Raw genomic sequence first — 22,260 nt, forward strand, 5'->3', positions numbered from 1 at the left:
TTTAACATGTTTTTCTACAGTTATCGTTAAAAATCTTTATGTTCAAAGCAAAAATCAAAATAAAGCGAGTAACATTGACACCGAGGTGATGTTGTTACTCGCTCTTTTTCTATTTTTTTTCATAAAAATCGAAGACAAACTGTTTAAATTGGCGTGCAGAGGGGGGAAGATAGCGATTGTCAATCCAAGCCATGCCGATAATTCGTTCACATACCATATCCTCAACATGGATTTTAACGATTTTCTTCGGATTTAAATCCTCATCATCTGGAAGTAAGGAAACGCCTAGCCCCGCACCTACAAAACCGGCAATGGTCGATACTTCGTCCCCTTCATAAGAAATTTTAGGCTTTATGCCAGCAGCATTTAACAACCGATCAGCAGAGCGGCGCAATGCATAGCCCTTTTTCATGAGTACAAAGTTTTCATGCTCCAGCTCTTTCATTTTAATGCTTTTACGATGTGCAAGCGGATGGTCAATCGGCACCATAATAAAAAGCTCATCTCGCCATAATTCCTTCCAACATACTGGCGGCTCTGTATCAATGGCTGCCAATAAGCAAAGGTCTAATTCACCAGCCAACAATTGTTTTAATTGTGAGTGAGAGTAGTTTTGCGTGAAATGAAAACGGATATGGGGGTGTTTCTGACGAAAAGCACGAATCAAGTCTGGTACGATACTCGTTCCAAGCGTATGTAAAAAACCGAGTGATACATCGCCGAGCTCTGGATTATTAAGTTCTTGTAATTCTAAAACTGCCTTTTCATATTCTTTGCGCATTCGCAGTACACGATATAAAAACAGTTCACCATATCGGTTAAGCATAATTGAGCGCCCTTGTCTGTCGAAAAGCGGTACACCTAATTCTTCTTCCAGCTTTGAAATAGAACGACTAAGTGCTGGTTGTGAAATCGCTAATGCTTCAGCAGCTCGTGTCATATGCTCTAACTTTGCCACGGTTACAAAATATTCTAATTGTTGCCACTCCATTTTTTCACCTCTTTTCTCGTTATTTTTAAGTTATCTGCATTATAACGGGAAACAGAGTGGAAGTATAGGTTGCAAATTATTTTTAAAAGGACGTTGCATTTTATTAGCAGAATGGAAAAGTTAAGTAGCAAAAGTGTGATAGCACAGCGGTTAAGTTGACATCATTCATGCATGGTACACATTGATTTGATAAAAACTATAAATTATACATTATGAATAAAGGGTGGTAAGATAGACACATAAAATACACAATTATAAATTTCCGTGAAGGGGATATCATAAAATGAAGTTAACTAAGCCACAACCTCTAACTATTGAGGGAGGCAAAAAAGCCGTACTATTACTGCATGGATTCACAGGTAGCACAAAAGATGTGAAAAAACTAGGAGAATTTTTATCTCAACGAGGTTATACCGTTCATGCACCAATTTATAGTGGGCATGGTGTAGAACCAGAAGCATTATTAGAAACAAAACCAGAGGACTGGTGGAACGATGTAGTGGAAGGTTATAACTTCCTCCAAGAGAATGGCTATGAAGAAATCGCTGTTGTTGGGATTTCACTTGGTGGCGTCTTCTCATTAAAAGTAGCAGAGACGTTTCCAGTGAAAGCGTGTGTAGCGATGTGTGCACCAATTACACGTGATAATTCAAAAGGCTTATTTACACGTTTGTACCATTATGCTCGTTTATATAAACACTTTGAAAATAAATCAAAAGATCAAATCATTTCAGAATTACATGAATTACGCATTACACCAAAAGATTCTTTGGATGGCGTAACACGTTTAACAACTGAAACTCGTGAAGAATTATCAACGATCAAAGCACCTACACTTGTGTTACAAGGTTCACTAGATGATGACCTATACCAAGAAAGCGCACCTTTCATTTTAAATACAGTAGAAACAGACGACAAAGAAATCATTTGGTATGAAAATTCTGGTCACATTATTACATTAGATAAAGAACGTGATAAAGTGTATGAAGATGTTTATAAATTTTTAGATCATATTGAATGGTCAGTTGCAAATTAGGGAGGGGCTGTCAGCAGGCAGCTCTTTTTTTGTTCAATCAACTGAACTTTGTAGCATTCATCTAGATAAACGAAAAAACTATTGTAATTATAATAAATGCTTGATAACATGATGAAATTATAGTGAAAAATCATTCGATTTAAATAATTTGCTATGGTCTAAAACTTCTAAGGAGCACATCAATTATGCAACAAAAAATACCTTTTTCAACCTATGCAGTCATCGGAACAATGCTATTTGGACTGTATTTTGGAGCAGGGAACCTCATTTTTCCTATTCAAATGGGTCAATTTGCTGGGACTAATTTTTGGTTTGGGTTAATCGGATTTTTAGTTACTGCCATCGGGCTACCATTCCTCGGAATTTTAGCGATTGGTTTATCAGGTAGTAATGGTTTACGTGATTTAGCGAACCGTGTTCATCCTATATTTGGCATTATTTTTTCATTGGCACTGTATTTAACAATCGGTCCGTTTTTTGCCATTCCACGTACAGCAACCGTACCATTTGTAGTAGGCTTTGAGCCATACATTCAACCACAACATGCAACGCTGCTACTAGCAGTATTTAGCTTTGTATTTTTTGCCGTTGTCTATTATTTCTCTTTAAATCCAGCAAAAATTATGGATTACATCGGTAAATATTTAACGCCTGCTTTTTTAGTCGTCTTATTTATTATAATTATCACAAGCATCATCAAACCAATGGGTGATTTCCAGCAGCCAGTCGGTGATTATTTGGATGCTGCTTTTATGACGGGCTTTAAAGAGGGTTATAATACGATGGATGCCCTAGCATCGCTGGCATTCGGGATTGTTGTCATCAATGCTATTAAAAGTGCAGGAATTACAGATCGCAAGGAAATAGCCAAGGCTACATGGACATCGGGTATTTTTGCGATGGCTTTAATGACACTTATTTACGGCTTAATTACGTATATGGGAGCTTCTAGTATTGATGCTGTTGGTACTTTTGACAATGGTGGTTTAATTTTTGCCGCAGTAGCAGATCACTATTTCGGCTCTTTTGGGGCCATTTTATTGGCACTTATTATTGTCCTCGCTTGTTTAAAGACAAGTATAGGGTTAATTACGTCCTGTAGTGAATTTTTCCACGAAGTGTTTCCAAAAATCAGCTATAAATGGTTTGTGTTCTTACTTTGTCTTGTGTCCTTTACGATTGCAAACTTTGGCTTAAACAATATCATCCAATTTGCGATCCCTGTTTTAATGTTCTTATATCCACTAGCCATTGTATTAATCTTGCTTGCTCTTTGCTCATCTTTCTTTAAGAATAAGCAAACAGTTTATGCCATTGCGATGATTTTTACATTTTTCATTAGTTTAATTGATGGCTATAAAGCCTTGGTGGAAAGTGTGCCAGGAGCGAAATTAGGCGTTTTGGACGCAGTGGAGAAGCTGTATTCAACGATCCTTCCTTTTTATGACATCGGATTAGGTTGGATACTACCAGCTCTTGTAGGAGCAGTGATTGGGAGCTTGTTCCCGTCTAGAAAAGTCATATAAATGAATAACCACGCACAGACATAATTCACTGTGCGTGGTTTTTTTTATGGCTTAATAAGCTGTCCAGCCACCATCCACCGCAATCACTTGTCCATTCACAAAGCTTGCTTCGTCTGAACCAAGAAAAATAGCTAATTGTGCGATTTCTTCTGGTTGACCAGCACGAGGATTAATCGATAGTCCAAGTGATTGGCGTGCAGCACCCGCTTCACTCATACTAGTCATAGAAGAGGCGATATTAGTCATAACTGCTCCTGGTGCAATCCCATTACAACGAATATTTTTATCAGCATACATAAACGCTGTGTTTTTTGTTAAACCGACAACGGCATGCTTCGAAGCTGTATAGGCTGCCCCTGCGCGTGCCCCGTATAAGCCACCAGCAGAAATATTATTCACAAAGACACCATGCCCTTGCGCAAGGAAAATTTCTGTAGCCATACGCATAGAGCGCATAACGGCTGTAGTATTCACGGCGAATACTCGATCCCAACGTTCATCAGAAATTTCACCAACTGGCTCCATCCCATCCATAATGCCCGCATTGTTCACTAAAATATCTAATTGACCGTAGTTCGTGTTCGTTTCGTCAAATAAACGTTGTAAGTCTTCTGTTGATGCGACATTTGTTTGAATGGCAAATGCTGTACCCCCAGCTGCTTGAATACCGTCCACAACTGCTTGGGCACCCTCTAAATTTAAGTCTGAAACGACAACCTTAGCGCCCTCTTTTGCATATCCTTCAGCAATGGCTTTCCCCATGCCTGAAGCTGCACCTGTCACAATGGCTACTTTACCTTCTAATCTCATCTCAAAGACCTCCTCATGTATGTCGATAGTTATTGAACATCTGTTCATTAAAATCATATAATAAATATGAAAGCGATTTCAATATGCAAATTATCATGATGTGTTGAGTATTCAACACTTTTGGAAAAACTGTTGAATAAGGAGCTGAAAAAATTGCGTACAACCGATTTACGGATTATTAAAACGAAACAAGCCCTGCACAACGCCTTATTGACCTTGCTCAGTCAAAAGCCATTGGAGCAAATATCGATTGCAGAAATTTGTAGAGAGGCGAAGATTAATCGAGGAACATTCTATTTACATTACGAGCAAAAAGAGGGGCTCTTTGAAGAATACTTTCAGGAAATTATGGAGGATTTATATCAATCCTATGAAGAACCCTACCGTGCCGTCCCAACCTTGGACACCCATCAACTCGATCCAACAACCATTCGGATTTTTCATCATATTGAACGCTTTAAAATGTTTTATCGTATCGTATTTTCTAAAAATGTCCCGTTGACCTACTATTACATGCTATTTGACGGGATTTATTCACTGTTAAAGCGAGACATTACTACACACCATGAGCATCAAATAGCGGACCATATTTCGATCGACTATTATAGTGCCTATCAAGCGAACGCCATCATCGGACTCATCATCCAATGGTATCGCGGCGATTTTAGCGACAGTGTAACAGTTCTAAACCAGCAACTAGCTTCGATTTTAAAAAATGTTCGGAGTGAAGGGTAGAGAGACAAGCGTAGGATAGAACCCGAAAAGAGATGGATAGCCTGTTGAAAGTGTAGGATAGGAAAGGAAAAGCGGTGGATAGAACGCTCGAAGTGAAGGATAGGGAGAGCAGCGCAGGATAGAACAAGAAAAGCGAAGGATAGCCTGCTGAAAGTGTAGGATAGGAAAGGAAAAGCGGTGGATAGAACGCTCGAAGTGAAGGATAGGGAGAGCAGCGCAGGATAGAACGCTAAAAGCGAAGGATAGCCTGTTAAAAGTGTAGGATAGGAAAAGAAAAGCGGTGGATAGAATGCTAAAAATGAAGGATAGAGAGAGAAGTGTAGGATGAAACCGGAAAAGCAGAGGATACTCCGCTCAAAACGAAGGATTTGCTTATCTCTTTCAAAGTGATAAAGCGATGGGCTACTAGCAACGTAGCCCATCGCTTATTTGAATTATGGGATTGGAGCAGGTTTCAGAGCGACAACGATTGTCACAAGGATGATGAGCTGTATAGCCCTTTTCACTTATCAATTGTAGAGCAGCTTCGATAATTCGTTGTGCAGTTCCTTTCGTGCAAGTAATTACTTACATGCTAACGAAGTATATTTTTATTTGCAACATAATGGAAGAGCATTGACAACTATATCGACTGCTGATATATTTTAATTGTATCGACTGACGATATATTGATGGGCGATATAAGGGGGGATTTAGATGACACAGGAACATCCGCCATTAACAGAGGGCGTTTATTATATTTTATTAGCATTATACGAGGCTAGGCATGGCTATGGCATTATGCAATTAGTGGAGGAAATGAGCAATGGGCGAGTGCGTTTAGGCGCAGGTACCATTTATGGTGCGATTAAAACATTGCTAGAACGAGGCTGGATAGAGGCGCTTGATGAAGATGGGCGAAAGAAAGAATATATCATTACCGCTACTGGAAAAACGGTCATTGAATATGAAATTTTAAGATTAAGGGAACTTTTTGACAATGGTATCCGTATAACGAAAGGAGTTGAATAATATGCATAAATATCGCTTGATGATTAATCCCTATGCAATAGAGAAGTGGGTTAATGACATGGCTTGTCAGGGCTGGCATTTAAAAAAATTCACATGGATTCGGTTTACGTTTGAACGAGGAGAACCAGGTCGCTATATTTATCGCCACGATGAATTGGAGCGATTTGGCAGTCACTATGAAGAGGACTACCTGGAATTTCTTCAATCCTCTGGCATTGAACAGGTTGATCGCTCTGGCAATTTTGTGTTTTTTAGAAAAGTAGCACAGGAAGGTCCATTTGAACTCTATACAGATAAAAAAACCAAAATTGGCAACTTGTCAAAAAAGATGACACTGTTGTTTTCCCTTATTCTACTTAATTTGTTCATTGGTATCATCGGTTTAATGGGCGATTTTTCGGAGCAAACGACTGACTGGGTTGGTTTCACATTGAATACGTTGAATCTAGTTGTTGTCGTATTATTCTCTCTCCCACTCTATAAGCTTATGCGTGTACGTAATCGATTAAAGAGAGAATTAAATGTATTTTCAGATTAACAAGCGAGCATTATTTTCCGGGAAATCAGAAAATAATGAAAATTTAAGCATGACTTCATAGTAGAGGTGATATTAGATGAAAAAAAGGATGTATCGTTTTTTTATGGATTACGAAAAGGAAGAACGATGGGTCAATGATATGGCGGATCGGGGGTGGAATCTAAAAAAAACAGTGGCAGGTTACTTTGTATTTGAAAAAGGCACACCAGAACTATATATTTATCGAAATGAATTTGTGAATAGAAAATCAAAGGATTATTTTGAGTTTCTAGACGCGATGAATATTGAGTGTGTGTCCAAATTTGGTGGATGGGCCTATTATCGAAAACTAAAATCAGAGGGACCCTTTGAAATATTTACAGATACCACTTCCAAATTTAACTATATAAAATCAATGAATCGCTTTTTTATACTCGTGTTACTGTTAAATTTAATGACTGGTATTTATAATATAGCGCTAGGTTTATGGGAATCTGCTGCAGGACTAGTGAATACTAGTGTAGGATGCATGAGCTTGATCGTAGCCTTACTGCTGGTCATTCCTATTGTGAAAAATGAAAACCGCAAAAAGGGCTTAAAACAAGACTTACATATATTTGAAGGATAAGGAGGATGACAACATGACATTACAGTTACAGCGTGTTACAAAGAAGTACAAGGATTTTACAGCTGTGGATGATTTGAATTTTACCATTGAAAAAGGTGAAATTTTTGGTCTGATTGGACAAAACGGTGCAGGGAAGACAACGACATTCCGAATGATTTTAGATTTACAGGAAACGACGGCGGGTACGATTACTTGGAGTGGTCAGCCAGTCAATGCCATTAACCGAGATATCCTTGGCTATTTACCCGAGGAGCGGGGTATTTTCCCAACGATGAAGGTAGAGGAGCAGTTGTACTTTTTTGGTGAGCTACGTGGTATGAAAAAAGCAGCGCTAAAAAAAGAAATAGATTTTTGGATTCAACGCTTTGAACTGGAAGAAAAACGTAAAGATAAGGCAGAAACATTATCAAAGGGGAACCAGCAAAAGGTTCAGCTCATTGCAAGCTTTATCCATAAACCAGCGTTTTTAATTTTAGATGAACCATTTAGTGGACTAGATCCCGTTAATAAAGATTTACTGAAGGATGCGATTTTACTATTAAAAGAGCAGGGTACAACCATTTTATTCTCCAGTCACCAAATGGATAATGTCGAGGAGCTTTGTGATCATTTGTGCTTATTAAAACGAGGTGTCTCTTTATTTTCTGGAAGCTTACTAGATTTAAAGAAACAATATGGTAAAACAAAGCTTGCAGTTCGTACGGATTGGTCGACAACACAGCTATTGGCGCTAGAAGGCGTCAAAGATGTGCGTGTAGAGAAGGAGCAAACGGTTCTTACATTAGCAGACGAAAGCTTTGCCCAAAGTATTTTTGAGCAGCTGTCCAATGGGAAATATATTGAAAAATTCAGCTTGGATTATTTATCGTTAGATGAAATCTTTAAAGACAAGGTAGGTGGCCATGTTGTCGAAGTTTAGTTTACTAATGAAGCAATTATATAAATCTAAAATCAAGTCCAAATCGTTTATCTTAATGACCTGTTTATATGTCCTTGTCATGTCTGTAGCTGTATTCTGGTCAGAAATTAAAGAGCTATTTACGGGTGATGATGAAGCACAGCAAATCGCAATTATTAATGAAACTTCTGCAGATTTAAGTGGAATCTTTATCTCCAATGGGGATATGGCCTTTATTCAGGATGAACAGGATGTTTCAAAACTTGAAAAAAAAGTAAAGGATGGCAAGCTTGATGCGATTGTGACGATTAACGATCAAGATGGTCAGCTACAAGCAGAAATAGCGACGTTCACACCATTGAAATTGAACGATCAATCCACATTGTCATCCTTATTGCAGTATGCTGGTCAGCATTATGCCGTACAGCAATTATCGTTATCACCTGAGCAAGCAGCACAAATTATGGCAGCTCAAACAACGATTTCAACGAAAAACTTAAATGAGGAATCAGCAGGTGGGAAAAGTGAGGAAGAAAAGCAATCAGGGTTAGTTGTTTCCTATGCTGTCGGCATTTTAATCTATTTCTTCATTTCTACATTCCTATCGATGATTACGACTGAAATTGCCTCTGAAAAAGGCTCACGAGCAATGGAAATGCTCCTAGTAAGTGTCAAACCAGCGACACATTTTAAAGCGAAAATTGCTGGTGTATTATTGCTGGCTTTAACACAGATGGGTATTATTGCAGCAGTTTTCCTCATCTATGCGAAATTTATTAAAGGTGGCATGGTATGGGATGCGGCTGCTAGCATTATCAAGGAGTTATCTATTGGCTATGTAATCTATGCTATCGTATTCCTGTTGTTAACGGTCATTCTGTATTTAATCATTGGTGCATTATTTGGTTCATTGGTATCAAAGGTAGAAGAAGCGGGTCAAGTTTTAATGCCAGCGATGATTATTACGATCATTGGCTTCTATGTCATGCTTACAGGCATGGGGAATCCGGATACATTAATCATTAAAATTTTCTCTTATATCCCGTTAACTTCTGGTATGATCATGCCAATGCGAATTGGTGCTACAGATATCGGAGGTATTGTTCCACTATTATCCTTAGGTATTTTAATCGCAACGATTGTTGTCGTGTACCTATTTAGTTTATCGTTCTATAAACGCAGTGTATTGACATATAGCTCTGGCGGTGTCATTCAAAAAATTAAAACGGTATTAAAGGTAACAACATAACACAAGACCAAAAGCAGCTACATGGATGATGTAGCTGTTTTTTTGGTCATTAGATGCCATTGCTAGCAAACAATGCAAAGGAATTTACGGAATCAGTCGAATTTTGTATAGAAAGAAGCTATAATTTAAAAAAGGGGTGAGACTATGTTAACTAAATCAGAGGTGGACGCGCTTCTTGCCCTAAAGCCAAAGTGTCGTTTAACAACACCTGAGGAAAAAGCTCAGTTCTTTCAAAAACTTCAACAGCGATGTCCCATCAATAAAGAAATGGAAGACATTCTCCTTCATCGTGCCCAGATAGAGGTTTTTATTCATAATGCTCACCCTAACCAATATAGCTTACAATATAGGCTTCACCAGAATGACTATAATGTAACAAACTCGTATTTTTTCATACTGTAGGAAATGAAACTTTTTTACATGGTAATCGTAAGTAATTAGTAGAGATAAATTGCAGGGGGTAAAACGTATGTCTGAATTCAACAATGATCTTTTAAAACCCAAGGACCCATTCGCTTCAGAAAATCCTTTATTACAGCCAAATCCACTAGTTCAACAGGCATCTGAGCAAAAGCCGGTACTTGTGTCAGAGCAGGAGTTATCGCAAATTGCACAAAATCAGCTGGTGTTAAAGCAAGATCCTGAGGTTCATGCACTGGCACAAAAAATTGATGTGAAAGATCAAATTGCTATGCTTGAGCTTGGTAAAGAAACAGCAAGTGGCATTTCTACCTTTTCAGATAAAATGCTCGCAACGATGAAAGCCAGTAAGCTGGAAGAGTCGAGTGTGCTATTAAATAATCTTAATAAAATTATGGATAAGTTCGATCCACAAGATTTTGCGGAAGAGAAAAAGGGCGGTTTCATCTCCAAGCTCTTTAATAAAGGGAAAGAGCAATTGGAAAGGTTCTTATCTAAATATGACAGCATGAACAAAGAAGTAGATGTTATTTTTCGTGAAATTCAAAAGTATGAAGGTGAAATGAAGCGTAATACCATCGACCTTGAAAATCTGTATGACCAAAATTTAAACTACTTCCAGTCATTAAGTAAATTTGTTGCAGCGATTGAAGTAAAAACAGAAGAGGTTCGCGCATCATTACCTGCACTTGAGCAAAAGGCACAAACAGGTGATCAACTGGCAGCAATGGAATATGAAACAATGCTACGCGCTGTAGAATTATTAGAGCAACGTCGCTATGATTTAGAAATGGCACAGCAAGTATCATTCCAATCAGCACCTCAAATTCGCTTAATGCAGCAGGGGAATAACCATTTAATTGGTAAGATTAACTCTGCCTTTGTGACGACGATTCCCATCTTTAAACAAGGGTTAATTCATGCAGTCACATTGAAACGCCAAAAGCTAATTTCCGATTCGATGGTTGAACTGGACCGTCGTACAAACGAAATGCTTGTTCGCAATGCTGAAAATATTAGTAAAAACAGTGTGAATATCGCACGTCAAGCTGGTAGCCCAAGCATTAAAATCGAAACGATTGAAACAACATGGCAAACGATTATGGCTGGTATTCAAGAAACGAAGCAAATACAAGCAGAAACAGCTAGAAACCGTGAAGAAGGTCGTAAACGAATTGAACGTTTGCAATTGGAATATGAAAAACTGAAAAAAATGTAAGTCTAAAGCTTCCTGCAATCATTTGGCAGGAAGCTTTTTCTATGCCATGTATGACGTGACTCTGTCTCAAATGGAAGTATTACGCCAAGTGAAAATTGTTTTTTGACAAAAAGCAAAATACTGATTATGATAAAATTAAATGAGAATGATTATCAAATGAAAAAGGAAGCGGATAAATGTTACTTCAAGCAATAGGATTACATGAATTGATTCGTGGAGGAGTGAAAAACGAATGCCAAATAAACTAAAGCCCTCTACATTGTCGTATGAGCCTTTTAAAGATGGCACGATTGCTCTCTATACGACAGATAGCTTAATGATCGTTCCACAAAGCCGCTATTTAGAACTGTTGCATATGGAAGAACTGTACAATACTATGCATACAGATTTAGATAACAAGCAAACAAGTTTAGAACGAGAACGAAAAATGCTAAAAAAACAAAATGCTCAGCTTACAGAGGATTTGCAAAAGGTCAAGCAGCAAAATATGGTGCTACAGAAAAAGGTAACCGAATACAATTGTGTGATAGAGGAGATGAAGGTGCTCCGCCAACAAAATACGGAGCTACTGATTGAATTAAGTAAATATACAGCTATGTCTAGAGAGTCACTGACGGGTCCTTTGAAGTCGATGATTCGAGATATGCGTGAACAAGGGGTTGGAATTAAAGAAATCCATATTCGCATCAAACGCCAGATCAATCCAGATATTAGCTATAGCACCGTGCGAAGATACATTTCCGAGCTAGAATCTGAGCCAAAAGGCTAACAGCTATTGTCAGGCACTTGAAATTTGGCATTTACAGTTGCCGCACAAAGTCCTATAATGGGTCTATTCTTTAACTAGTTTAAGAGTATGTGAAGTCGTTCATCGATTTCAATAAGAGTAGGAGCGTTATTGGCCATGTCAAATGAGAAAAAAGGGGTTTTGGCTGCTATTTTAGCCTATGCCTTTTGGGGAGCATTCCCTTTATATTGGAAACTACTTGAACATGTACCAAGTATGGAAATTTTATTATCCCGTGTCATTTGGTCTTTTGTCTTTACGGTACTGGCTGTCATCGTCTTTCGAATGCGGAAGGATCTTGTTGCAGATTTAAAATATTTATGGTCTCATCAAAAGCATTTTTGGCAGCTTGCGGGTGCATCCTTTGTTATTTCAATGAACTGGTATTTGTATATTTGGGCAGTCACACATAACCATTTAATTGAAACGAGCTTAGGCTATTATATTAATCCGCTCTTGTCTGTTATTTTTGGGGTGATTTTCTTTAAAGAATCGCTAAGTCGTGCACAATGGGTAGCGACGGGAATTGCTTTTATTGCGGTAATTATTTTAACGATTAATTATGGCTCTGTGCCATGGGTAGCATTGTTGATCGCGCTATCTTTCGCTATTTACGGTGTACTGAAAAAGAAAATTACACTGGACCCTACAAGGGGATTAGCGATTGAAACATTATTGATTTTACCGTTTGCATTAGGCTATTACATTTATCTGTTTACAACCCATCAAGCCTCATTTTTACATGTCGATGTCAAAACAGACATTTTGATGATCTTCAGTGGGTTAGTCACAGCTGTGCCGCTTATTTTATTTGCGAAGGGCGCACAAAATATTCCTTTATATTTACTAGGCTTTATTCAATATGTGGCGCCAACCATTGTCTTGATTTTAGGCATCGTGCTATACAAAGAGCCGTTTAGTCAAGTAGAGTTCCTCGCATTCAGCATTATTTGGGCGGCTTTACTGCTATTCTCAGGGTCTAAAATCATAGAAACAAGGAAGGCCCATCATAAATCCGTTTCGTAAAAGACTTGTAGAGTTTCTACAGGTCTTTTTTTGTGATGGAATTATGACGTCCACGATAACAATAATGGAGAAGTAGAAAAAGAGGTGTTTTAAATTGGAGGAAGTTTTCCTTTTCAACCTTTACTTCCATGCTAGCATATAGTAAAATGTCAATAATTAGATAACAATGATAATTTAATGCGAGGTGCATGTTTGTGAGTGCGGTAGGTTCTAACTAGGTAAAAATTGAATGAAATAAAGGCTATGACGACAGGGGATATATGTCATGAACACACCCCTTAATTTGTCATGGATTTATTTCAAAAACCTATGTAGATACCTACAATACTTTATGAAGCGTGGCACACATGCTTGGAACTTCAATTAGATGAGGTTTTATTTGTGATGCTAAAAAACTCGCCTTTTAAAGATGAAGCTGTGGGGAATCCTCACAGCTTTTTTATGTTGCTGTACCCATATGCTTTTGTGCCGAAAGTGAAGCGTCCATTACTTAGAGACGCAATTGCTATGTTCAAAAACCATCATTGCTATCTAATATTGGGTAGGTATCTTCATGTATGATAAAACATCACAATGAGGAGCATAAACAAATGAATAGTACGACTCTTGATAAATTACAATATGATGAATTAAAAGATATCGTTAAATCCTACTGTGTTAGCGGATTAGGAAAACAACTTTTAGATAAATTAATGCCCAGCTCAAGCTTAAAGGTAGTCAAAACGCGCTTGAATGAAACAACAGAGGCTCGTGCGATTTTAGATGCAGAGGGTCATGTACCCTTTTTAGGGGTATCGAATATAGAGCATTTGATGACGAAGCTTGAAAAGGGCATGATTTTAGATCCAAGTGAGCTAGTCAGTATGTCAGACTTTTTACGAGGCTGTCGTAACATCAAAAAATTCATGCTGGATAAGGAATTTTTTGCACCAGTTCTTTCATCTTATGCCCATTCCATGGCTGAATTTAAAAGCGTTGAAGAAGAAATTAATTTTGCAATCAAAGCCAATCGTGTGGATTCGGCTGCTAGTCGCGAATTAAAGCGTATTCGCCATCATATGGAGACGACAGAGGAAAAAATGAAAGAACGCTTAACGAAATTTTTGAATAACAGTGCCAATAAAACATACATTCAGGAGTTTTTTATTAGTCAAAAAGATGATCGTTATACGATTCCGATAAAGGCTTCTTATAAAAACCATGTACAGGGGACAGTAGTGGAAATTTCCTCAAAAGGGGCAACCGTTTTTATGGAGCCGAGTGTAGTGGCTAAATTAAATGTGGAATTGGCGACCTTAAAAGCCGAGGAAGCGGTAGAGGAGTATCAAATTTTAGCAACTTTATCTGGACTTTTAATGGAACATCTACAAGCCATCCATATTAACATGGAGTTAATTAGCCAGTATGATATGGTCTTTGCCAAGGCAAAGTTCAGTAGACAAATTGGTGGTATGGAGCCACATATTAATGATTATGGCTTTATCCAATTAATCAATGGCAAGCATCCTTTACTACCAGGAAATGCAGTACCTCTACAGTTTTCTATCGCGAGGGACTACCGTAGCTTAATTATCACAGGACCAAATGCTGGAGGGAAAACGGTCGTGTTGAAAACAATTGGTCTCTTAACATTAGCTACGATGTCAGGCTTTCATATCGTGGCGGATAAAGGAACTAAAATGGCGATATTTGATCATATCTTTGTTGATATTGGCGACAATCAAAGTATAGAAAATGCCTTAAGTACGTTTTCGTCCCATATGAAAAATCTGTCCGACATTATGAGCGCAGCAAATAATCATACACTTTTACTGTTCGATGAAATAGGCAGTGGAACAGAACCAAATGAAGGAGCTGCACTGGCAATTGCAATGCTAGAGGAATTTTACCAGATGGGCTGTATCACCGTAGCGACAACACATTATGGCGAAATTAAACGATTTTCAGAGATGCATCCTGATTTTATGAATGCGGCAATGCGCTTTAATAGTGAAACACTAGAGCCTTTGTATCAATTACTAATTGGCACGTCTGGAGAGAGTAATGCCCTATGGATCTCTAAAAAAATGAATGTCCGTGAAACGGTTTTACAAAGGGCAAAGGATTATTTGAATAATAAGGATTATCAGCTAATGCTTGTTCAAGACAGCAAAATTCGTAAGCCACAAGCAGAGAAAACGAGCATGGGGGCGACATATGCCTTTGCCAAAGGCGACCGTGTAAAATTATTGGATTATGATGATGTAGGCATTGTCTACGAAGAAATGAATCCATACAATAATGTCAGCGTATTCTATAAGAGGCAAATGCTAGAGGTGCATGTCAAACGACTTACCTTGGAATTACCAGCAGAGGAGCTATATCCTGAGGGGTATGATCTCGAGACATTATTTGTAGACTATCATGAACGTAAGCTTCAGCATGATATCGAACGAGGCTCCAAAAAGGCGTTGCGTAAAATCCATAAACAAATGAAGAACGATCGTCAGCAGTAAAAATAAGGGATTGCACGAGGCTGTGCAATCCCTTTATTTTAGGATATGGAATCAATTTGTGCCTTAATCGTCCGATAGACTTCCTCAATTTTGTGTTTATAGGGTAAATCAACTAATTCCAGTGAATCCGTGTAGGCCATTTTCGCAATGTCATAGGCTGTTGTTAGCTCCCCAAAATGGGCATAGCAAAGGGCTTTATAGGAAAAGCACTCATTTAAAGCTAGGATGTCATACGGATGGCTAATAAAGATCGGTTTTTTTGTAAAGTGTTCAAATGCGGCCTTCGCTTCCTCATAATGACCAAGTAAATAGCAGGACTTTCCTTTTTCAGCATAATAATAGTTTGCATCCAAAATTTCAAAATCTTCATGTATGAGCTCATTAAAACGCTCTATCTCTATCAGAGCCTGCTCATAATTAAGTTTGTAATTATTATAATAATGTGCTCGTAAAATAAAAATTAAAGCATCTACTTGAACACGTTCGGCAAATGCCCGATACTGTTCCAACTTCATAAACATATGCTCCGCTTGTTTAAAGTCATGGTCAATCATGGCACAATACGCACCAATACGATACATATCATCAATTTTATAGAAAAGTTGGTTTTTATGTGCATTGGCAATTGTCTCGTTTATTAACTTTTTCCCTTCCTCATGCTCCCCAATGGCAAGCTGTAAAACGCTTGAATAATAAGTCATTAACAGGGCATCCCGTGAATCAAGCTGATAGTCCTCTTGTTCAATGATTTCTTTTGCCTGTAAAATACAGCTATAAGCCAATTTATATTGACGTTTTTCAGCGAAAATGGTCATTTGTAGAACGAAGGTTTTAAACCAATGGCTCAGTAAATTAATTTCTTTAAAGATGATGCGTGCTTGTTGAAGTGGGGATTCCCATGTGGTTAATCCCGCTTCATACTGTGCATCAGCGTAAATATACAATAAACGGCCTGCTTCATAACTAAGCGGAAGCCCCTCTATAGACGGCCTAATCAAATCTGCAATTTTTTGATGATGGTCTGCATCACCACGTTTTACTTCTGCAAATAAAATTTCAACCTGCTCTAAAAGCTGGCGAATGGAGGATGAGGTTACTTCTTCCAGTAACTCACTAGCCTTTACACCTAAACGCTCAGCAATATAGTCAAGGCTTTCCATTGAAGGCTTGGCCTTATCATTTTCTATTTGACTTAGCATTCCTTTTGTTAGACGATCACCAGCAAGTGCTTCTAATGTTAATTTTTGTTCTTTCCTTAATTTGCGAATGCGTGTGCCTAAAGAGTCCATTACCTCGCCTCCTTTTGTTTAATTATATTAAACTTTTTATTGCGTGAAAAGGGGGAGCTGTGGTATATTTTGTTTAATATAATTAAACTTTTTAATTTAGTTAAAAAACGGAGGGATTTATGGATGAATGAAGCGGATAAATTAAAGAAGGCGACCTACCATTTGTGGACATTCACGGCAAGCAAAATGATTGCCATGCTAGGAGCAAATGTCATGGCGTTTGGCTTCAGCTTGTATATTTTAGCGATGACAGGATCGGCGATGAGCTTTGCAACGAATATGATTTGTTCTGTACTACCACGTGCACTTGTAGCCCCTTTAGCAGGCTATGTTGCGGATAACTTTTCGAAAAAACGAACGATTTTAATCGCACAGGCAGGGACTATTTTGACCGTAGGGGGTTTGCTGCTCTATACAGAAACAGTAGGAATGTCTGTTTATGCCATTTACATAGCTACTGTTTTTAATACGATTTGCTCAGCATTTTCTGGTGTAACGTTCTCATCTGCCATTGCAACGCTAGTCAATCCAGAGCGTTTACAGCGTGCGATGTCCTTTAATCAATTGTCGATGTCTGTGGCTGCGATTGGGGGACCAGTCATCGGTGGTATGATGTATGGATTTTTTAACATGGATGTATTTTTAATGGTCAATATGGTGGCCTATACGATTGCCTTTTGTTTAGAGGCTACGATGGATTTTAATCTTTATAGTACAAGAGGGGCAGATGTGATAAAAGAAAAGATGTGGGATGGACTGAAAAATGGGTTTCATTACATCAAGCAACGTACAGTTATTAAAACCATTATGTGGGTGGCATTATGGATTAATTTGTTCTTTTCTGCTATCGCTGTAGGGGGAACATACATTATTATTGAATTGCTAAAAGTAAAATCCATGCATTTTGGTTTTATTGAGGCTTCAGGAGCAGCGGGTATGCTTGTGGCATCCCTTTATTTCGCAACAAGACCAGAAGTGAAGGTGCCGTTACGCTTTTCGAAAATGAGCTTATTGCTATTGGCTGGAAGTGTTGCCTTAGCAATTATCCCATTACTCACAAGCTTTTCCTATATAGCCATCATCATCTTTTATTTAATCATCTACTTTATTTTCGCAATTTTCGAAATGGGCATTAATATGCCGATTGGGGTGTATATGCAAAAAATTATTGCAGAGGAGTATCGCGGGCGTGTCTTTGGCTTAATGGAGACAATGGCGATGTCCATGATGCCAATTGGTATGGTGGTCTATGGAATGTTATATGATACATTACCAGCAACTATTATTTTACCAGTAACAAGCATCATTATTATTATCCTTTCGCTAGCACTGCTACGTCCATCTATCTTGAAGGAAGCACATCCAGAGTATTATGAAAAAGAAAACTCAAGTGAAAACGTTCCAAATACAACAACATAGCTCGAGGAATTGAAAACCCAAACGATCAAAAACACTTCAGCGTTTTGTAGATCGTTTGGGTTTTTTGATGAAGCCATTTCAACGATCCTCAATAACCAAATAAGTAGCTTGAATAGGGCCATGTACACCAACGATGAGAATCATTTCAATATCTGCTGAGTTGCTGGGACCTGTTATAAAGTTAATGCAGGAAGGAATGTTGTCACCACGACGGATTTTTTCGCTAATCCAACGTGCTGCTTGTGTCATACGAGGGACAATCGTACTTTTTGGGATTAAAATAATCGATTTTTCTGGTAAAAAGCTAACGCTTCTCCCTCGATTCTTACTACTAAAAAGCACAGCAGTTCCTGATTCCGCCAAAGTCATTTCACTTATCGTAATGCCAATATTTGCTTTTTCTGCTTGCCTAATATTTTCCTCAGGTTGCTGTGCATTCCATTCATAGAGTTCGATATTGGCTTGTGGCCATTGTTCGGTCATTAGTGGAGATAGTCCATAATCTTTCAATCTTTCGTCCTTCCATGTAATGACGGACTGACCACCATAATGGTCAACAATAGCTTGTAAATCCTGGGGAAGTGTGGACGTACTAGATATTTTAATATCCGTATGAATGTTAGCACATTGCTTGATTAAAACCTCTACTAATTCATCCTGTGTCGACTCCTTGAGCACACGATCTTGTGGCTGATACTGCCAAGTTGGGCGTGGAAGTTCTGTTTTAGGAGAACGGCCAAGCTGTTTAGCAATGTTAGCTAAAAAGCTCTCTCGGTGTTGAATCATACTTGTCATTCATGCTTGCCTCCTTTTGTACGCTGCTTCATCCAATCTCGGAAACTATCTTTATTTGGTGCTGGGAAATCCCTTGCTTCAGTCCAAGCCTTTAATGGGCCTGGCCCCTTTGAAATGGTATGGTCCTTCGTAAAAGGGGACATAGCTGGAGCAGCTATTTTTGTTGCCATTTTATAGAGAGTAGGGGAGGAAGCCCCTAAACCGAAAGCCTTCATTAAAAGCTTTTCAGACATGGGTGCTTTGCCTTCATTCTCTACAATAACTTGACGATGTCGATGAATCAGCTGATGTAAAGGAATTTTAACAGGGCATGCATCCGTGCAAGCACCACACAATGTAGAAGCGTATGGCAGTTCTTTAAAATCATCATAGCCTCCTAATAACGGAGACAGGACAACCCCAACAGGACCAGAATAGATAGAGCCATACGTATGCCCGCCAACATGTCGATAGACTGGACAAGCATTGACACAGGCAGCACAGCGAATGCATTGTAAAATAGGTTGAAATTCGCCACCTAAAATCGCAGAGCGCCCATTATCAACTATGACTAAATGGAATTCCTCAGGTCCATCCGTTTCGCCCTCGCCTTTAATCCCTGTTAGTGTGGTAATATAGCTTGTTAGCTTTTGACCAACCGCACTTCTAGTCAGTAAGCTAACAAGGACCTCCATATCTTCAAATGTAGGAACAATTCTTTCCATCCCCATGACTGTGATTTGCGTTTTCGGCAGCGCTGTTACTAAATCCGCGTTGCCCTCATTTGTGACGAGTGTAATCGAACCACTTTCTGCGATAGCAAAGTTGCAGCCTGTAATACCGATATTTGCGGTTAAATATTCCTGTCTTAATTTTTCCCGCACATAGAGAGCAAGCTCCTCAGGCTTCTCGGTTTGACGATAGCCTTGTTTTTCTTTAAAAACATCGCGAATTTGTTCCTTATTTTTATGCAAGGCTGGCGCCACAATATGGGATGGCGGCTCGTGATCTGCGACCTGCAAAATATATTCGCCTAAGTCTGTCTCAATCACTTCACAACCAAGCGCCTCTAAAGCCGTGTTTAAGTTAATTTCTTCTGTCACCATGGATTTTGACTTCACAATTTTTGTCGCATTCTTTTGTTTCGCAATACTTTGAATGTACGCTGTTGCTTCTTGTGCGGTTTGGGCAAAGAAAACATGTCCACCTCTTTTAGCAACATTTTCACTTAATTGATAGAGGTAATAATCTAAATTAGCTAAAACATGCTTGCGAATTTCCTCACCATGCGAGCGCCATTCTTCCCAATGTCCCAATTCTCTTGTTTGTTGAAGGCGGCGTGTTTGGAAACGTTCTTGGGCACTCGAAACAGCATGACGCATAAATTGATTTTCCAGCTCTTTCGTTACACGTTGATGAAAGCGATCATCACTTGTTTTCATAGCCATTCTAATTTCCCCCTCTTAACGGCAGTTTAAGACTTCTGCAATATGCATCACTTTAATCGGCTTGCCTTGACGGTGAATGCGGCCACCAATATTCATTAAACAGCCAGCATCTGCCCCAATTAAAATATTTGCCCCTGTTTCTTCCACATTGTGTACTTTTTCATTGACCATTTCTCCAGAAATATTGCCCATTTTGACTGAGAATGTACCACCAAACCCACAGCATCGATCTTTGCCAGGGAGGTCCACATAGTGTAAGCCCTTGACATTTTTTAATAATTGAAAAGGTGCATCTGTTACACCAAGCAATCGTGTCATATGACAGGATGTGTGATAAGTAGCTTTGCCTTCTAAATGAGCTCCGACATCGTTTATCTTTAAAACGTTGACAATAAACTCTGTAAATTCATAGGTTTTATCTGCTAATGCTTGTGCCTTTGTTGCCCAGATCAGGTCTTCTTTAAAAACCTCAGGATATTCTTTTAACATATAAGCACAAGAACCTGAGGGGGAGACGACGTATTCAGCATGCTCAAAGGCTGTAATCATTTTTTTCATCGCATTTTTCGATTCCTTCACATAGCCGCTATTGTAGGCAGGCTGACCACAGCAAATTTGATCCTCTGGAAAATCAATCTCACAGCCAAGTCTCTCTAACACCTCAACAACGGCTTTCCCTACATCCCCTTGAAACAAATCCACTAGGCAAGTGGCAAATAGTGTGACTTTCATCTTTATCGCTCCTTTTAAAAAACAACTGGTCATCCGATGACTTATCGGTGATTTTATCATACAACAAATTTTACAGAGAATAAAACTATTTTTCATGAATTTTCGGAAAATAAAAAAACTACCTAGTGAGTGCTAGGCAGTTTACTATGATTGAGACTCAGTTGTTTCAAAATATTGTAAGAGCACTTTTTCAACATTGCTTAAATGAGACGCCATGGCATGTTTGGCTAGCTCCTCATTTTGTTGTTTAATTGCGAGGAAGATTTGCATATGTTCGTCATATAATTGTTCGCTCGTTGTTTTCTGGGAGTACAACCATATTCGTCGCGTTTCTTTCATCGTGTCTATCATTAGGCCAGAAATTTGATCTAAGATTGTAGCGAGTAGAGGGTTTTGTGAGGCAGTGGAAATAGCTGCATGGAATTGATAATCTACTTTTTCACCGAGTTCACCATCCCCATGTGCTTGCTTCATGTTCTCTAAAATTTGTAACATCGCTTGTACATCCTGTTCTGAACGATGGATTGCTGCACTTGCTGCTGCTCCTACTTCAATTATTTTACGCACCTCTAATAAATGTGCAATATCCTGTTTATTTGTTAACATGGCAGTGGATAAAGGAAAATCAAGTTGCTTGGCTGGTACACTTTTGACAAAAGTTCCAGAGCCTTGCTTGATTTCAATTAACCCCATAGCTTTTAATGCAGAGAGCGCTTCTCGAACGGCGGATCGACTCACTTGTAATTGTTCGGCAAGCTGTTCTACAGAGTCCAGTCGATCGCCTGGTTTTAGGACACCAGCCCTGATTTTTTCATGCAGGATTTCGGATACTTCTTCATAAATCTTTTTTGGTTTAATTTTTCTTAATTTCAAGGGCTACACCTCTTTTTTTCGATCCATTGCACATCGGTTATCAATATTATACATGAAAAGTAGTCATATACTCATGGTTAACATGAACACTTTGTGGAGTAGGGGATTCTTGTCGAAATGTAAGATAATAATATTGTTAATGTTACCTTATAATATGGTCATCTGATGAATTGGTGTTATGATGAATCTGTTCGTCTGAATAGTTTCTTACAATAATTAAGAGGGTTTCACTACTAAAGCCTCTTTCAACAATAACGGCAAGCAATCGACAATGTCAAGGCTAGAGGAAAGGAGTGAGCGATAACTTCTATAATAGGGTAGAAGAATGACGGATTATGTTGACAGAAAATCAAGAGGAGGGCATAATGCAGAAGGAG

Annotated in this window: 20 protein-coding genes; 13 read left to right on the forward strand and 7 right to left on the reverse strand. The window is 38.7% G+C overall.

Annotated features, from left to right (window positions below):
- Nucleotides 1-109: 109 nt before the first annotated feature.
- Nucleotides 110-991 carry a LysR family transcriptional regulator gene (locus MKY46_RS08575; protein ID WP_089932495.1) on the reverse strand — a complete coding sequence of 294 codons (882 nt, stop codon included), beginning with the start codon at nt 989-991 and terminating at the stop codon, nt 110-112.
- A gap of 283 nt (nt 992-1,274) precedes the next feature.
- On the opposite strand from MKY46_RS08575, the gene MKY46_RS08580 reads away from it, so the two are divergent.
- Complete coding sequence (locus MKY46_RS08580; RefSeq protein ID WP_036129148.1) at nt 1,275-2,027, forward strand: alpha/beta hydrolase; 753 nt, start codon at nt 1,275-1,277, stop codon at nt 2,025-2,027.
- Nucleotides 2,028-2,212: 185 nt separating this feature from the next.
- A complete protein-coding gene (gene brnQ, locus MKY46_RS08585) occupies nt 2,213-3,553 on the forward strand; it encodes a branched-chain amino acid transport system II carrier protein (protein WP_340833957.1) in 1,341 nt (446 codons plus the stop codon).
- Nucleotides 3,554-3,604: 51 nt separating this feature from the next.
- Here the strand turns inward: brnQ and MKY46_RS08590 are convergent, their stop codons facing one another.
- Nucleotides 3,605-4,363, reverse strand: a complete 759-nt coding sequence (locus tag MKY46_RS08590; RefSeq protein WP_058844711.1) for an SDR family oxidoreductase — start codon at nt 4,361-4,363, stop codon at nt 3,605-3,607.
- A 153-nt stretch (nt 4,364-4,516) separates the two neighbouring features.
- On the opposite strand from MKY46_RS08590, the gene MKY46_RS08595 reads away from it, so the two are divergent.
- The 10 genes from MKY46_RS08595 (at nt 4,517) to MKY46_RS08640 (ending at nt 15,348) form a co-directional block, all read left to right on the forward strand.
- A complete protein-coding gene (locus tag MKY46_RS08595; RefSeq protein WP_036129161.1) occupies nt 4,517-5,098 on the forward strand; it encodes a TetR/AcrR family transcriptional regulator in 582 nt (193 codons plus the stop codon).
- A 696-nt stretch (nt 5,099-5,794) separates the two neighbouring features.
- The gene (locus MKY46_RS08600) at nt 5,795-6,109 is read left to right on the forward strand and encodes a PadR family transcriptional regulator (protein WP_036129164.1); all 315 of its coding nucleotides are present in this window, start codon (nt 5,795-5,797) and stop codon (nt 6,107-6,109) included.
- A 1-nt stretch (nt 6,110) separates the two neighbouring features.
- Complete coding sequence (locus MKY46_RS08605; RefSeq protein ID WP_058844712.1) at nt 6,111-6,647, forward strand: DUF2812 domain-containing protein; 537 nt, start codon at nt 6,111-6,113, stop codon at nt 6,645-6,647.
- 76 nt (nt 6,648-6,723) lie between these two features.
- Entirely contained in the window at nt 6,724-7,254 is a 531-nt protein-coding gene (locus tag MKY46_RS08610; protein ID WP_036129170.1) for a DUF2812 domain-containing protein, read from the forward strand.
- 13 nt (nt 7,255-7,267) lie between these two features.
- A complete protein-coding gene (locus MKY46_RS08615; protein WP_141903045.1) occupies nt 7,268-8,173 on the forward strand; it encodes an ATP-binding cassette domain-containing protein in 906 nt (301 codons plus the stop codon).
- A complete protein-coding gene (locus tag MKY46_RS08620) occupies nt 8,157-9,401 on the forward strand; it encodes an ABC transporter permease (protein ID WP_340833958.1) in 1,245 nt (414 codons plus the stop codon). Before MKY46_RS08615 ends, MKY46_RS08620 begins: the two co-directional genes overlap by 17 nt.
- 469 nt (nt 9,402-9,870) lie before the next feature.
- On the forward strand, nt 9,871-11,040 hold the full coding sequence (locus tag MKY46_RS08625) for a toxic anion resistance protein (RefSeq protein ID WP_340833959.1): 1,170 nt from the start codon (nt 9,871-9,873) through the stop codon (nt 11,038-11,040).
- 232 nt (nt 11,041-11,272) lie between these two features.
- A complete protein-coding gene (locus MKY46_RS08630; RefSeq protein ID WP_036129188.1) occupies nt 11,273-11,809 on the forward strand; it encodes a hypothetical protein in 537 nt (178 codons plus the stop codon).
- Between the two features lie 135 nt (nt 11,810-11,944).
- Nucleotides 11,945-12,853 (forward strand): EamA family transporter RarD, encoded by a 909-nt coding sequence (rarD, locus tag MKY46_RS08635; protein WP_058844716.1) that lies wholly within the window; start codon nt 11,945-11,947, stop codon nt 12,851-12,853.
- Between the two features lie 590 nt (nt 12,854-13,443).
- Nucleotides 13,444-15,348: an endonuclease MutS2 gene (locus MKY46_RS08640; RefSeq protein ID WP_036129198.1), complete on the forward strand. Its 1,905-nt coding sequence runs from the start codon at nt 13,444-13,446 to the stop codon at nt 15,346-15,348.
- Between the two features lie 38 nt (nt 15,349-15,386).
- Here MKY46_RS08640 and MKY46_RS08645 read toward each other — a convergent pair whose 3' ends face one another.
- Nucleotides 15,387-16,637 carry a helix-turn-helix domain-containing protein gene (locus MKY46_RS08645; RefSeq protein WP_036129201.1) on the reverse strand — a complete coding sequence of 417 codons (1,251 nt, stop codon included), beginning with the start codon at nt 16,635-16,637 and terminating at the stop codon, nt 15,387-15,389.
- 123 nt (nt 16,638-16,760) lie between these two features.
- On the opposite strand from MKY46_RS08645, the gene MKY46_RS08650 reads away from it, so the two are divergent.
- On the forward strand, nt 16,761-18,056 hold the full coding sequence (locus tag MKY46_RS08650) for an MFS transporter (protein WP_036129204.1): 1,296 nt from the start codon (nt 16,761-16,763) through the stop codon (nt 18,054-18,056).
- Nucleotides 18,057-18,134: 78 nt separating this feature from the next.
- Here MKY46_RS08650 and MKY46_RS08655 read toward each other — a convergent pair whose 3' ends face one another.
- From MKY46_RS08655 to MKY46_RS08670, 4 genes are all read right to left on the reverse strand, one after another.
- Complete coding sequence (locus MKY46_RS08655; protein ID WP_036129206.1) at nt 18,135-18,851, reverse strand: LutC/YkgG family protein; 717 nt, start codon at nt 18,849-18,851, stop codon at nt 18,135-18,137.
- Nucleotides 18,848-20,278, reverse strand: a complete 1,431-nt coding sequence (locus tag MKY46_RS08660) for a LutB/LldF family L-lactate oxidation iron-sulfur protein (protein WP_340833960.1) — start codon at nt 20,276-20,278, stop codon at nt 18,848-18,850. Before MKY46_RS08660 ends, MKY46_RS08655 begins: the two co-directional genes overlap by 4 nt.
- Nucleotides 20,279-20,293: 15 nt before the next feature.
- Entirely contained in the window at nt 20,294-21,010 is a 717-nt protein-coding gene (locus MKY46_RS08665) for a (Fe-S)-binding protein (RefSeq protein WP_089932483.1), read from the reverse strand.
- A gap of 144 nt (nt 21,011-21,154) precedes the next feature.
- Complete coding sequence (locus MKY46_RS08670) at nt 21,155-21,883, reverse strand: FadR/GntR family transcriptional regulator (protein WP_036129236.1); 729 nt, start codon at nt 21,881-21,883, stop codon at nt 21,155-21,157.
- Nucleotides 21,884-22,260: the final 377 nt, after the last annotated feature.

The organism is Lysinibacillus sp. FSL M8-0355, assembly GCF_038008985.1.
GTDB classification, from domain to species: domain Bacteria; phylum Bacillota; class Bacilli; order Bacillales_A; family Planococcaceae; genus Lysinibacillus; species Lysinibacillus fusiformis_D.

Excerpts from the sequence above, each read along its gene's own strand:
- MKY46_RS08650 (WP_036129204.1), top strand. The coding sequence starts at position 16,761 with ATGAATGAAGCGGATAAATTAAAGAAGGCGACCTACCATTTGTGGACA.
- rarD (WP_058844716.1), top strand. The coding sequence starts at position 11,945 with ATGTCAAATGAGAAAAAAGGGGTTTTGGCTGCTATTTTAGCCTATGCC.
- MKY46_RS08615 (WP_141903045.1), top strand. The coding sequence starts at position 7,268 with ATGACATTACAGTTACAGCGTGTTACAAAGAAGTACAAGGATTTTACA.
- MKY46_RS08655 (WP_036129206.1), bottom strand. The coding sequence starts at position 18,851 with ATGACAAGTATGATTCAACACCGAGAGAGCTTTTTAGCTAACATTGCT.
- MKY46_RS08625 (WP_340833959.1), top strand. The coding sequence starts at position 9,871 with ATGTCTGAATTCAACAATGATCTTTTAAAACCCAAGGACCCATTCGCT.
- MKY46_RS08575 (WP_089932495.1), bottom strand. The coding sequence starts at position 991 with ATGGAGTGGCAACAATTAGAATATTTTGTAACCGTGGCAAAGTTAGAG.
- MKY46_RS08590 (WP_058844711.1), bottom strand. The coding sequence starts at position 4,363 with ATGAGATTAGAAGGTAAAGTAGCCATTGTGACAGGTGCAGCTTCAGGC.
- MKY46_RS08610 (WP_036129170.1), top strand. The coding sequence starts at position 6,724 with ATGAAAAAAAGGATGTATCGTTTTTTTATGGATTACGAAAAGGAAGAA.
- brnQ (WP_340833957.1), top strand. The coding sequence starts at position 2,213 with ATGCAACAAAAAATACCTTTTTCAACCTATGCAGTCATCGGAACAATG.
- MKY46_RS08640 (WP_036129198.1), top strand. The coding sequence starts at position 13,444 with ATGAATAGTACGACTCTTGATAAATTACAATATGATGAATTAAAAGAT.
- MKY46_RS08580 (WP_036129148.1), top strand. The coding sequence starts at position 1,275 with ATGAAGTTAACTAAGCCACAACCTCTAACTATTGAGGGAGGCAAAAAA.
- MKY46_RS08645 (WP_036129201.1), bottom strand. The coding sequence starts at position 16,637 with ATGGACTCTTTAGGCACACGCATTCGCAAATTAAGGAAAGAACAAAAA.
- MKY46_RS08620 (WP_340833958.1), top strand. The coding sequence starts at position 8,157 with ATGTTGTCGAAGTTTAGTTTACTAATGAAGCAATTATATAAATCTAAA.
- MKY46_RS08605 (WP_058844712.1), top strand. The coding sequence starts at position 6,111 with ATGCATAAATATCGCTTGATGATTAATCCCTATGCAATAGAGAAGTGG.
- MKY46_RS08630 (WP_036129188.1), top strand. The coding sequence starts at position 11,273 with ATGCCAAATAAACTAAAGCCCTCTACATTGTCGTATGAGCCTTTTAAA.
- MKY46_RS08600 (WP_036129164.1), top strand. The coding sequence starts at position 5,795 with ATGACACAGGAACATCCGCCATTAACAGAGGGCGTTTATTATATTTTA.
- MKY46_RS08665 (WP_089932483.1), bottom strand. The coding sequence starts at position 21,010 with ATGAAAGTCACACTATTTGCCACTTGCCTAGTGGATTTGTTTCAAGGG.
- MKY46_RS08660 (WP_340833960.1), bottom strand. The coding sequence starts at position 20,278 with ATGGCTATGAAAACAAGTGATGATCGCTTTCATCAACGTGTAACGAAA.